Origin of the sequence: Hyphomicrobium sp. 2TAF46 (assembly GCF_052114865.1) — a bacterium.
GTDB lineage: Bacteria > Pseudomonadota > Alphaproteobacteria > Rhizobiales > Hyphomicrobiaceae > Hyphomicrobium_B.
Genome location: NZ_JBFRFO010000003.1, coordinates 369,345 through 381,643, shown reverse-complemented (window position 1 = coordinate 381,643; position 12,299 = coordinate 369,345). Strand labels below are relative to the sequence as shown.

General features: G+C 60.2%; 10 protein-coding genes. 5 read left to right on the top strand and 5 right to left on the bottom strand.

Annotated elements, in window-relative coordinates:
• The first annotated feature begins 3 nt into the window (after positions 1-3).
• Positions 4-1,344 (top strand): O-antigen ligase family protein, encoded by a 1,341-nt coding sequence (locus AB4Z24_RS08560; RefSeq protein ID WP_441707455.1) that lies wholly within the window; start codon positions 4-6, stop codon positions 1,342-1,344.
• Here AB4Z24_RS08560 and AB4Z24_RS08555 read toward each other — a convergent pair.
• Both AB4Z24_RS08555 and AB4Z24_RS08550 read right to left on the bottom strand, forming a co-directional pair.
• Positions 1,341-2,153: a polysaccharide deacetylase family protein gene (locus tag AB4Z24_RS08555; protein ID WP_441707454.1), complete on the bottom strand. Its 813-nt coding sequence runs from the start codon at positions 2,151-2,153 to the stop codon at positions 1,341-1,343. The genes AB4Z24_RS08560 and AB4Z24_RS08555 overlap by 4 nt on opposite strands.
• 4 nt (positions 2,154-2,157) lie before the next feature.
• Positions 2,158-3,384 carry a glycosyltransferase gene (locus AB4Z24_RS08550; protein WP_441707452.1) on the bottom strand — a complete coding sequence of 409 codons (1,227 nt, stop codon included), beginning with the start codon at positions 3,382-3,384 and terminating at the stop codon, positions 2,158-2,160.
• Between the two features lie 95 nt (positions 3,385-3,479).
• On the opposite strand from AB4Z24_RS08550, the gene AB4Z24_RS08545 reads away from it, so the two are divergent.
• Entirely contained in the window at positions 3,480-4,901 is a 1,422-nt protein-coding gene (locus tag AB4Z24_RS08545; protein WP_441707450.1) for a lipopolysaccharide biosynthesis protein, read from the top strand.
• A 16-nt stretch (positions 4,902-4,917) separates the two neighbouring features.
• On the opposite strand, the gene AB4Z24_RS08540 is transcribed toward AB4Z24_RS08545, so the two are convergent.
• The gene (locus AB4Z24_RS08540) at positions 4,918-5,973 is read right to left on the bottom strand and encodes a glycosyltransferase family 4 protein (RefSeq protein ID WP_441707448.1); all 1,056 of its coding nucleotides are present in this window, start codon (positions 5,971-5,973) and stop codon (positions 4,918-4,920) included.
• Positions 5,974-6,456: 483 nt separating this feature from the next.
• On the opposite strand from AB4Z24_RS08540, the gene AB4Z24_RS08535 reads away from it, so the two are divergent.
• Positions 6,457-7,659: an FAD-dependent oxidoreductase gene (locus AB4Z24_RS08535; RefSeq protein WP_441707446.1), complete on the top strand. Its 1,203-nt coding sequence runs from the start codon at positions 6,457-6,459 to the stop codon at positions 7,657-7,659.
• Positions 7,660-7,680: 21 nt separating this feature from the next.
• Here AB4Z24_RS08535 and AB4Z24_RS08530 read toward each other — a convergent pair whose 3' ends face one another.
• Together AB4Z24_RS08530 and AB4Z24_RS08525 are read right to left on the bottom strand one after the other, a co-directional pair.
• Positions 7,681-8,820 carry a GNAT family N-acetyltransferase gene (locus AB4Z24_RS08530; protein WP_441707444.1) on the bottom strand — a complete coding sequence of 380 codons (1,140 nt, stop codon included), beginning with the start codon at positions 8,818-8,820 and terminating at the stop codon, positions 7,681-7,683.
• Positions 8,821-8,992: 172 nt separating this feature from the next.
• Complete coding sequence (locus AB4Z24_RS08525; protein WP_441707442.1) at positions 8,993-9,382, bottom strand: hypothetical protein; 390 nt, start codon at positions 9,380-9,382, stop codon at positions 8,993-8,995.
• 488 nt (positions 9,383-9,870) lie between these two features.
• Here AB4Z24_RS08525 and AB4Z24_RS08520 point away from each other — a divergent pair, with 488 nt between their 5' ends.
• Together AB4Z24_RS08520 and AB4Z24_RS08515 are read left to right on the top strand one after the other, a co-directional pair.
• Positions 9,871-10,842 (top strand): MlaA family lipoprotein, encoded by a 972-nt coding sequence (locus AB4Z24_RS08520; protein WP_441707440.1) that lies wholly within the window; start codon positions 9,871-9,873, stop codon positions 10,840-10,842.
• A gap of 207 nt (positions 10,843-11,049) precedes the next feature.
• Positions 11,050-12,297: an ATP-grasp domain-containing protein gene (locus tag AB4Z24_RS08515; RefSeq protein ID WP_441707438.1), complete on the top strand. Its 1,248-nt coding sequence runs from the start codon at positions 11,050-11,052 to the stop codon at positions 12,295-12,297.
• The last annotated feature ends 2 nt before the right edge of the window (positions 12,298-12,299 follow it).

Genomic DNA, 12,299 nt, shown 5'->3' with positions numbered 1-12,299 from the left:
ATCATGACGTCCATCAAAGCAACAGACGAAGCTGGCGTAGCGCCGGTGAGCGATCTCACGAGCATCGTTCGTCCGTTTCTCCTGCTGGTCATACTGCTTGTCTATTGGATTTCGTTCGAGCCGTTCCATGACAGGTCCGGCGCCGATCTCGCCGGTCCGCTCGGGACCGGCAATATCGCCAACCAGATTGCATTCCCGTTGCTATGGGCCGTTTTGGCTGTGTTCACACTGGCGACGAAGCCGAAGCATCTCCTCCATGTTGCAGCGTTTCCTGTCGTGGCTTTCATCGTTTGGCTGCTGATCACGAATGTCGTTTCGGGGGATCCCGCAACGGGTCTGAAGCGGGGTCTGTTCGAAGTGATTTCGGTGACGATTGCAGCGATGGCCGTGGGGTTGCCGCAGAGCCCGCGTCAGTTCGCAAATCAGCTGGCGATTGCCGCACTCGCCGTGCTCGTTCTTTGCTACTTCGGCGTTGCGTTCCTGCCTTCGCTCTCCATTCATTCGACAGGCGATACGTTGGAGAAAGAGCTCGCGGGAAACTGGCGCGGCTTCTTCAATCATAAGAACGAGGCCGGCGCGATGATGGTCGTCCTCATCTTCACCGGCTTGTTCATCAAGGACGCGGGACAGCGATGGGCGGGCTGGCTGGTCGTCGGCCTGGCATCGGTGTTTCTGCTGTTCTCGGTATCGAAGACGTCTATAGCGCTCGTACCGTTCACGCTGGCGCTGGCGGCATTGGTTTATCGACTGCGCAGCGGCTGGCTCAGGGCGATCTTTATTCTCCTGCCGCTCGTTCTTCTCAACGTCGCGACGGTCGGATCGAGCTGGCCAGGGCCTGTTCGTTCGATCGTCGCCATGGTGTTGCCTGATGCGACATTCACGGGGCGGACGGATCTATGGCGTTTTTCCATGGAGCAAACGGCCGAACATCCGGTTTTCGGATACGGGCTAACGGGGCCGTGGCGAACGAACGAACTGATGTATCGCGACAAGCTTCCTGCGGAGCCGGAGGATATATCCGGGTGGGTGGAAGAGCTCGGGACGGATTCGCACAACAGCTATCTCGAAGCGGCCCTGCAGTTCGGCATACCGGGCCTGATCCTGTTGCTGCTCGCAGTGATCTATCTGCCGATGCGCGATTTCGGAACAGCGCTACGGGTGTCGAACAACCCGGCGCTTTTGCGCTATTTCCTGAGACTGTGGATCTATGTGCTTTACACGGCATCGCTGGAGACGGTGCTCGTCTCGCGCAACAATCCGGTCTGGTTCATGGCGCTGATGGCGATCTTCGGGATGCACCTTCTGGCGCGGTTCCCGGTCGCCGAAGAGGGTCGCGCCGCTTAGGCGCGGACCCCGATTGCGGCGAGCGCTTCGTCGACAGCGAGACATGGAATTCCCCGCGCCTTGACGGCCTTCACCGCCATTTCGAGATGGGCCGGCGAGCAGCCGATCCAACTCGGGTCGTGCGCCACGTCATGCGTGTAGAAGATCACCCACGCGTTCGTCGCGATTGCCTGATCGAGCGTAGCGTTGATCGATTGTTCGGTGCTCGTGCGGTCGTAAAGTTCGACCGAGCGCAACATCGCAAGATCGATCAGGCCCGAGTTGAGGCCGGTGTAGATGCTGCGGCAGCTGGTGAATTGCCGATCGAGCTGAAATTTTTTCGGGAACGAGACGTTGCCAAAGGGATAGGCGAAGTTCTTGCTTACGGCATTTCCTCCGATGTCGCGAAGCGCATCGAAGCATCGTTGTGTTTCGCGTGCGAGGTCCGCAGAGCTGAGCGATTGCACTTTGACGTGACTGTAGGTGTGACAGCCGATTTCATGTCCGGCGTGGGCGAGGTCGGCGACGCCGCGCTTGTCGATGACGGTCCAATACTCGTCTTGCATTCCGCAGGTGCCGGGTGCGACGTAGAATGTGCCGCGGACGTCGTGCTGATCGAGAATGCGGGCGCCGTTCGTCAGCGCTGAGTCCGGAACATCATCGAAGGTGAAGCTCACGAGCGGTCGTGAATTTTTCGCGCGGAAGGGTTTGGTCGGCACGATACGCGCGAGATAGCGTGAACCGCTGGCGCAAAGTCCTGTCAGCTGCTTGGGTTGCCGTTCCGCGCCACGTGCGCCAACCCATCCACCCATCGCCGTGATGCTGTTCATGGTCTCACCCAAGTTGCAGGTTTGTTATGAGGCAGCGGGCTGCTTGCCTCGCTGTATGCTTTTCGGCTGCGTGTCTCAGCGCGGCGCGGTCTGTTGGCGTCGTCAGCGCCAGCGCGATTGCATCCGAGAGTGCCTTTGGATCGCCGACCGGAACAAGCCGGCCGAGGCGGCCGCCTTCCAAAACCTCGCGGGGTCCATACGGACAATCGGTGGAGACGACGGCGGTGCCGCAGGCTAGCGCTTCGATGAGCACGTTGCCGAGGCCTTCGAACTTCGACGAACTGACGAGTACATCGGCTTTCAGCAGCCATTCGAACGGATCGTTCGTCGCGCCGGCGAGGGTAATGCGATCTTCGAGACCGAGACGCGCGATGGATGCTTCGAGCGCCGGACGCATCGGCCCTTCGCCGACGATGACAAGCCGGGCAGGCGTGCGGAGGTGAAGTCCGGCGAAGGCCTCGATCAATGTCAGATGATCTTTTTCGGGCGACAGGCGGCCGATAGCGAGGAGCAAGCCTTTCTCGCGCTTTTCAGCGGCTGTTTCACCGAGAGCCAGGCGGGCAACTGTCGGCGGATCGATGACGGCGTTCGATGTCATTACGCTGATGCGTTCGGCCGGAACACCGAAGTTCACAATGAGATCGCGACGCGCGCCGTCCGTCAACGTGAGAACGCGGCTGGCGCGGCTGTAGACGTATCCGGCGAGGCGGAATGCGAGGCGATTTTGCAGGTAGGGGTCCAGGTCCTTCGCGATCGACGGGGCCGTGACCTCGCGCAAGACGAGACGCGGTTGCGTTTTCGCAGGTAGCAGTCGGACAGCGGCGAAGGCTGCGAGGTTCGCGGCGGCTTCGGAGCTCAGGAGCACTGTCGGTTTGAGCTCGCGTATCGCGTTGCGGAGAGCAATGATCGCTGTTGCAAGGCGCTTCGCTCGTACGTGATGAACGGTTACGCCGTCAGCCACAAGGCGTCTCAGGCGGCCTTCGGGCAGAAGCGTCAGAATGCTGACCCTTATTCCTGTCTCGGACAGACTGTTCGCCAGCAATATGGCATCTCGCTGGGCGCCTCCGCCATCGAGGGCGCGGATGAAGAATGCGACGTGCGGTTGAGCGACTGCCGCGTCATTCCGTGCGATGTCCTCCACGCACCCGTTGGCGCGGTCCGGATTGGCATGGAACGTGGATTTTAGGTTTGTCTCGTAAAGCATCATGCGGACGGTACATGCCAAAAGCATGCCTAAATCGGCACCGTTTCGCAGCCGCGTGGTGAAAGCGAGAATGAAATGCGTCCCAAAATCGAGCAATGCAACGTGAGTAAGGTTTTCCCGGAATGATTTTGCGGCACGCTGCGATCTATATCGGCTCGCGGGTGTTCGCGGCCGCGCTGAACCTGCTGTCGGTGGCGCTCTTTGCGCGCCTCGCGGGACCCGAGACGTTCGGCGCCTACCTGCTTTACCTCGCGTCTGCGTACATCATTTACGGCTTCGCCATCCAATGGCTGCGGATGTCGTTCTTCGCGCTCTATACCGCGGATAACTCGGCCTCCATTGTCGGGACGTTCCTTCGCGCCGTGTGCCTGTTCGTGGGCTTGGTCGTCGCCATCGCTGCGTTAACGGTTTGGGCAGGGGTTTATAGTGCCGCTGTCGTTGCCGGCACCATCATGCCGACTGTCGGTCTCGCCGTATTCGAAACGTTTTTCGAGATTTCGCGTGCAAGACTGAAGGTGGAACTGGTCGGCTTCGCGGTGCTGCTCCGGGCGCTTTTGGTGCCGCTCGGCGGCGCGGTCGCATTCACGTTAACGGGGACGGCGACGGGCCTTGCCGCGGGCGTTGCAGCCGCTCACGTTCTCGCGGCAATTCCGTTAATCCGCGAAGGTTGGTCAGGCGTCCGGGCGAAGTATTCCGCCGGGATTGCGCGGCAATATCTGAAATACGGGTCACCGTTGATCCTGGCTTTCGGCATCAACGCGGTCGGACAGAGCGGCGACCGATTGCTGCTGGCACGATTGGATAGCGTCGGCGCAGTCGGACCTTATGGCGCCGTCGGCGATCTCATTAAACAAAGCCTTGTCGTGGTCTCCGAGGCGGTCGCCGGATCGTATATGCCACATGCGAAACGGGCGGCGAGTGATGGCGACGATGCGCGAACGCGGACCATTCTCACCGAAGCATTCCGTGCCTACGCCTTCATAACGGCCTTCGGATCCGCGTTTATCCTGTGCTTTGCGCCGGACGTTGTGCGAATTCTGTTCGGCGTACATTACGCGGAGGCGACGGCCTCCCTGGTGCCGTATTTTACACTGGCGACGGCTCTTTACGTTTTTCGCGCGTTCTACTTCGGCCAGGCGATCTACTTTTTGGAGAGCGCGTCTGCGGAGCTTTACGCTTCAACGGGGACGGTCGTTGCGGGAGCCATTACGGCGTTGCTGCTCATCCCCTCTTATGGCGCGACTGGCGCGGCTCTGGCTATGGTGGCTGCGCAGGCAGCGGGCTGTCTCATTGCCGCCCTGGCGGCGAGACGGTGGCGGGCGATGCCGCTTCCTGTTCTCGATCTCTGCGGCATTGCCGGTGCTGCGATCGTCGCCGAATTCCTAGCCGATGCCGCCGGTTTGCTGCCGGTCGGCTATCTGATGTCGAGCGCACTGAAATTCGGTTTGATCAGCCTCGGCGCCTGCCTGATCGTCAAGGCCTACGACATCTTCGGCCTTGGATTGTGGACGCAGAAGCTGGCATTTCGGAAGCTTGCCGCCTAACCGGTCAAGCGGTTCCTCAGCCGGCGCGGCGATATTCGGGGCCGTTAATCAGCTCTGCATACGACTCGAGCATCCGGCTTCGTGAATATTTGGCACGGATGGCTTGGGCGAACTTGCGGACGGCTTCGCTCGACCGTTTCCAAGCGCGCTGCTTCTCGATTGCTGCGGCAAGGGCTTCCGGGTTAATGGGGTCGACGAAGCCGACAGGCTCCTCGCGGCCGGTCGACAGGACTTCGCGCAAGACCGGGAGATCCGCGGCCACGATCGGGACGCCGGCCATTGCAGCCTCCACCGCCGCGAGGCCGAACGTCTCCCATTTGGATGAAAACACGAACATATCCACGGCACCGAGTAGATCGCCGAGCGCTTCGCGAGATACAACTCCAAGGAAGTGGATGCGATCTGCAACTCCGAGGGTCCGCGCCAAATCCCTGAGGGACGCTTCGTTCGGTCCGCCACCCGCGAGGATGAGGCGGGCGCCCTGAACGTGCGGCAGTGCGCGAATGATCTGATCCTGACCTTTCTGGTCGCAAAGCCTGCCGGCATTCAGCAATAGCAGGCCGTCGTCGGGAATGGCGTAGCGGGTTAGGACATCGGATCGGGAATGACGCGCCTCGGGCGCATCGAGCCCGTGATCGATCCTGCGGAGATACTTGCGGTAGGGTTGCGGATAATGGCCGAACGCCTGTTCCGTCGCGGCCGAATTCGCGATGTTGACGCTGTAGAGCCCCGCCGAACCCATAGCCGTGTCCAGCACGCGGACCGCGGGATGAATTTCGCCGGGCATCGCCGTTTGATGTACAATGCGCGTCTTGCAGCCGACGAGGGCTCCAATCATGCCAACCAGGACTGAAGCCGTCGATTGATAGGCGATGAGCGTGTCTGGTCGCTTGCGTGTGATCGCGACGATGGCGGCGGCGATGCCGCGAAGCTTCTGTGCCGTGGTCGCGCTGATGCCCGGATAGATGAAGCGCGTTTCGACGTCAGCGCCGGTCCGCTGGAGGCCGTCGGAAATCATCTCCGCAAGTGCTTCGACGCCGCCGCCCTCGTTGCTATGGACGAGCTGCAACACGGAGGTGCGGTTTCGCCGGCGGCTCGCGGGGTGCGAATTCTTCGAGGGACGAACGATTTCCGGATAAGTGCCTGGGCCCGCCGGCAGGAGCGCTTCGTTTAAAAATCTCCGGCGCAATGCCCCAAAATGAAACCGGGTCTTTCGCAACTTCGGTGCTCCCTTAAGCCAATGGTTGTTTTTGGGGCCTATGGGGCGGTCCGTTGCAAACGAGCCGCCAATCGGGTGCCGACGAGCGTTGCAACATGGTCGCGCTACGGGATTTCGGCCGGCACGATGATTCCGAGGCGGATGTGGGCCGGATCGTTCAGTGTTTTGGGGAGTAAGGGGGGCCGTCGGGCTTCGCCGATTGCAGCTCGCTCGGAGCCGAGTTGGCGTTGTCCTTGCTTTTGATGGGAAACGCCCGCGAACTCGCGGGCAATTTTTCGAAAACAGCGTTTCGTTTTGGAACGGATCTGTCGAGTTTGGGGCGGCGCAAAGTTTATGATGTCAAAATTCGCTGTGTCGCCGGATCTGAATAGGGCTTTCGGCAATCAGACGTCCGACGTCACCATTGTTGGGGCCGGCGCGGCGGGGTCGATGGCTGCCATCGCGTTGGCGCGGCGGGGCATCTCCGTCACGCTCATCGATATGCGCGCCAAGCACCCGCCGGAGTTTCGATGTGAGAAGATTGTCGACGAGCAGCTCGCATTCGTCGAGAAGCTCGGGCTTCTCGGCGTCTTTCAGCGGATAGGAACGCGGGTCGATCAGATGCTGGTCGTCCGGTCAGGTCAGATCGAGGAACGGAAGACAACAACCGAATACGGATTCAACTATCAGGACTTGATCAATTCGCTCAGGGCTGGACTTCCCGCAAACGTCCGCTTCGTCAACGAGCGCGTTGCGGAGATCCGCAACAGCGAAGACGTTCAAACGATCGTGCTGGCGAACGGCGAGCGTCTTTCGACGCGGCTCGTGGTGCTCGCGACGGGCCTTGCGCAAAGCATCCGTCAGAAGCTCGGAATTGCGCGCGACAGCGTTCATCATCAGCCGTCGCTCTGCATGGGTTTTTCGCTGCGCCCGGGAGCGGGATCCAAGTTCAAATTTCCGGCGCTGACCTATTACAGCGAGTGTCTCGAAAGCAGCATCGCTTACATCACGCTCTTCCCGATGGGCGATGTGATGCGTGCCAATCTCTTCGCCTATCACGGCTATGACGATCCATTCGTCGGCGACATCAGGAACGATCCCCGTGCGGCCCTTTATCGGGCTATGCCGGGTCTCGAAAAGTATTTGGGAGCCTTCGAGAAGACCGATGATGTCCGGATACGAATGGTGGATCTCGACAAGGTGCGCAATCACCTCCAGCATGGCGTCGTTCTGATCGGCGATGCGTTTCAAACGTCATGTCCCGCGACCGGCACGGGATTGACGCGCTGCATGAACGACGTGCTGCGTCTGTCGGAGCACGTCAACGGCTGGCTCGCGTCGCCTCTGATGAGTACGGCCAAGCTCTCGTCGTTCTACAACGATCCGCTGAAGACATCGCTTGATGCCGAAGCAACGCACGCGGCGAATTATGCGCGCCTGTTCGCGACTGATCGCAGCCTCAGCTGGGATCTCCGCCGCATCAAAGCGGTTCTGCGATCGCGCTTCAACATCATGGAAGCCGCGCTTGCCGAGCGATTAGGCCTGCTTTCGGCGCCTTAAGCGTATTGCGGCTTGGCGGAGCTACGACGCGAGGTGCGGGAGCCTGTCGGCAATCGAGCGTGCGAGGGCCATAAGCCTGGGCTTTCGCGAAATATAGGCGATGGCTTTTCTGCGCGCGATGAAAGGCGTGCCGCGCAAGCTCAGCGGGGTTGTCAGTTCGGCCATCGGCACGGGCGAAACGCGAAACTCCTCTTTATACCGGTGCGAGCCGACCGATAGGTCAAACGTGCGACAGCCATCCGCATGCAGCACTTCGAGGGCCTGGTGAATGATCATCTTGCCCAATCCGAGCGGCCGCCACGCGGGGTCTTGCGACTGGCTTATCCGTATGAGTGTGGTGTGATCATTATTCTTCAGCGCGAAGAACGTCGCGACGATTTCCGTTTCCGCCGTCAGCACGAACATCACCGCATGGCCGGTTACGAGGCCGCGCAAAAGATGACGACGATATAGCTCTTGGTAAACGGGATCATTGAACACATGCTTGGCGCCCCGGGCAGCGAGGCGCGAGGTTTGCTGTGCCTCGAGCACTTGCAGGGCTTCAAGCGCTTCATCGCTGTTTGTGATGCGCCGCAGCCTTCCGCCGTTCTCGTTGACGAACTTGGTCGAGCGGCGGCGTAGTTCTCTGCGCGCCGATTTGCTGAGCGTCGACAGGTACTCGTCCCAATTATCGCCGAGGGCAACGATATGGCCGCTGAGATCGCTGCGTTCGATGCTCGAAAGCGTCGTCAGGGGGTTGACGTTGGGGCCGAGCGACAAAGGCATTTTTTGCAGCGTCAGAACGTCGGCGGGCGGAAGCGCCCGCAGAATGGCCGGCCAGACTTCTCGCTCAAAGCTCCGAAAGTCACTGTCCGAGCGCACGAGCGGCGCGTTGTAATCCGTGATCCATAGATCCGCGAATTCTATCCGCCTGACCCCGTTCTGAGAGTGCCGAATGAGCGGGATCATCATGAGGTCGCGACCGGAACTTCGCTCTACAACGCTGACGATGATGGGTTCGATGCCCACTGGCGTGAAGGCTTCGTACCAATTTCCAATCCAATGGGCCGTTTGAAACGGCGACGCGGAGGCGTGCCGTTCGAGCGCCTGCCAGCGATCGGAAATGGCGCTCCATGTCGAGGTGATTTCGACGGAGAAATTTGGGTTCATGGGAGCGGTCACGAGCAAATCCGGTCCGAGGGGGTACGACGCAGCGAACCGCGCCGCCCGAAGGTTGCACATTGGATGCCAGCCCGCTGTCCCGCAGGGAGATTTTATGCCATTCAAAAACTAACGTTCTGCTAGCGACCGGGTGCAGAAGGTTACGATTGGGGTCGGCGGCCCCAAGTGCTCGTTATTTGGAGGGCGAGGCGGTGCTCGCCGCGGCCGATGTGCTCAGCTCATGATCGATATCGACGGTCGGGCAGCCCCCAGCTCGAAGAAGGTCGTTCACGCTATCGGCGTCGTGGCGGAGTTCTGCAATCCGGGCGACCTTATCCTGATCGACGCTCTTCTGGCCTTCCATGTGCTGTATCCAGCTGGCAAGATTGTCCGAGCCGGTGTCGAGCGATTTCTGGAGTTGCCGTATCTTTTCGATGTGCTGCTTTATGAAGGCGGTCGGCACGGCACAGGGGTCGCTCGAAGCCGATGTGGAAGGTGATTTCTGATGCTTCGCCCAGACATCGTCCGCATTGCAGACGAGCCCTGAAATGAGGGCGGCGCCCATCAGGGCGGCCAGGGCCAAACCTCTTTTCCCGTGGGGATTTCGCATCAATTTCTGTGCCTGGGCAATCGTCGATGGGCGAGTCGGATCTCGCGGACGCTAGCGTAAGAGGAAGAGTTGCGAAATGTGGCCTCGGCGATCCGAACTAGTGCTGATCATTTGTGGGTAAATTCGACACGGTCGTGGCTACCGATCATTATCTCCGCATACGAGCTTTGCCAAATTTTCCGGGCCTCGAGATTAAACCCGGAGGCTCTGTTTGACCGGGGTTGGTGTTCCGGGCCGGTGCGAGTTTTGCCTGCCGATGATCCGTGTGCTGGGCTGGGGTATTGCAAATCATACAATTTTGAAATGCTCGTGGTGATGTGAACATCTGTGGTCACGGTGCAATCTCAGGAGTGAAAAACGCTGGGTCTCTTCGTGTTCGGCGATGACAAACTGGCATGCCGGTGGTCGCTAGGATAGGTTCGGGGCGTTCCGCGGAGGCGCGGGCAGGGGGAATTCGCGACGTGAAGAACTGGTCCATCCTCAAGGTGGCGGGCAGCGTCTTTCTTGTTGCCAGTCTTTCCGCATGTGCTGGCGCGCCCGTTATTCCGCCGCCGCCGCAACATCTCGCGTCACCGGAAAAGGACGAAGAGCCGAAGGCAATTTCGGATCCGAACGAAGCATTCAATCGCTCCGTCTTCGAGAACAATCAGACGTTCAATCACGCGGTTCTCTATCCCGTTGCGAGGGCCTACAATGAGAACGTGCCGGAGCCGGTGCGCGATCGGATCGAAGCGTTCTCCACGAATCTTTCCGAGCCAATGGTGTTCGCAAACGATGTTCTGCAGCTTCGGCCGAAGGCTGCGGTGACGACGCTCGGACGGTTTGCGTTCAACTCGACGGTCGGCATCGGCGGGCTGTTCGATGTTGCAGCGACTCAGGGGCTCAAGCACCAGTCGGGTGATTTCGGTCAGACCATGTACGTCTGGGGTTATCGGGACAGCAGCTATCTCGTATTGCCGGTCGTCGGGCCGACGAACGTCAGAGATGCGATCGGTAGCGGCGTCGAATTTGCTGCGCAGTTGAATTCCGGAGCGTTTATCCCGACGTCGGTCCAGTCGATGAAGAGCGTCGCGGATTTCATCGAGGATACCGAGTCCATAAGGAATGCCGTCGATGTGGCCGGGACCGTCACGACCCCGCTGACCAATCTCAGCAAAGCTCAGGATATGGAGACGCTGGAGGACAGCTCGGTCGACTTCTATTCGATGCTTCGGAGCGTTACGGATCAGAAGCGGCAGGCCGAGCTCCAGGAGGCTTTGATTACGAGCGCCCTGACCGGAACGCCGCAGCCGCCGGATCCCAATGCGATCGAGCCCGTGATGGTGCTGGCGTCGTCGCCGACGATGCTCGAACTGCAACGCGCTAGGAGCGTTTCCCCCGAGACGGCGGGCACGATCGTCGTCATCGGGCCGCCCGTACCCGCTCCCCAATAAATCCCGTTTGACGTCCTCGTGAGCCGGTCCGCGCCCGTGTGTGGCGCCGAAGCGGTTCGACCCGTCAAAACGCAATCTCCCGTATTGCCGTCAGATTGGCACAAGGCCGCGCGCCGACATTCCGCTTCCGGATCGTGGGCTGCTCGCAGCAACATTTTTGGACGTTCGCGCGGGATGGCGGGCGTTGGCCTCCGTGCAAGGTACGACATGCTAAAGACAGCGACTGTCCAGTGCGAAGCCGAGAGCGCGCAAGGTCTCATCATCGGTAAGGCGCCTATCGTGCGCTGTCTTTACGAAGGCGGGGACATCATGCCGCTCTGGAACGAGCTGATGGCCCGGGTGTCTGCCGACACGAGCGATGCGGCAGCGTTCCTCGATCTTTCGACGATTTTGCACACGTTGGGTCACGCCGAAAAGGCGGCGCTGGCGCAGACGGCAGCGCTGGACATCCGCCGGAATTTCCAGATTCGAAACGGGCAGGGCACAGGGCAAAGAATTCTGGTTTTCGTCACGGCCGGCGATTTCATGGCCAATACGCCGATCGAGTTCCTTTTGGAGGACTCGGACGCGAACATCCTGCTGCATTATGTCGATTGCGCCACGACGGATCTTTCGAACGTTCCGTCTCATGATGTTGCGTTCGTTGCGATCGGCGAGTCGACAGCAAACCGTCCCGTCCTTGAGAAGCTCCACCGGCTTTTGACGGGGTGGCCTCGTCCCATCATGAACAATGCGCCTCTCAGGATCGCGGGGCTTACGCGGGATGGCGTGTCCAGAGCATTCGCGGACGAGCCGTCGATCCTGGCGCCTCCGACCGTCGGCCTATCTCGCGAAACGTTGGCGAAACTGGCGGCGACTGAACTCGCGCCGGGTTCAGTGCTTGCCGGGTCGAATTATCCGATCATCGTGCGCCCCGTCGGCACCCATGCGGGTCAATCGATGGAGAAGATATCGAACGCGGCGGAACTCGCCGGATATCTCGCGGGCCGGAGCGAGGCAGAATATTATGTCTCACCGTTCATCGACTACAGCGGGCAGGACGGCAAATTCCGGAAGCAGCGGATCGCCTTCATCGACGGGAAGGCTTTCGCCAGTCATTTGGCGGTCTCCGACCATTGGATGGTGCATTACCTCAGCGCCGGCATGGCGAAATATGCGGATCGGCGCGCGGAAGAAGCGGCGTGGATGCAGGACTTCGATTGCGACTTTGCCGTGCGGCACACGCAGGCATTCGCGGCGCTGCATCGCCGGTTGGGCCTCGACTATTTCGCCATCGACTGCGCGGAACTTCCTGACGGCCGCCTATTGCTGTTCGAGGCCGACATTGCGATGATCGTTCACTCGATGGATTCGGACGTCACGTTTCCCTACAAAAAGCATGCGATGCGCAAGCTGTTCGCTGCGTTCGAGGACGCATTGCAACGGCGGATCGAACCCATGATCAGCGCGGCATGAGC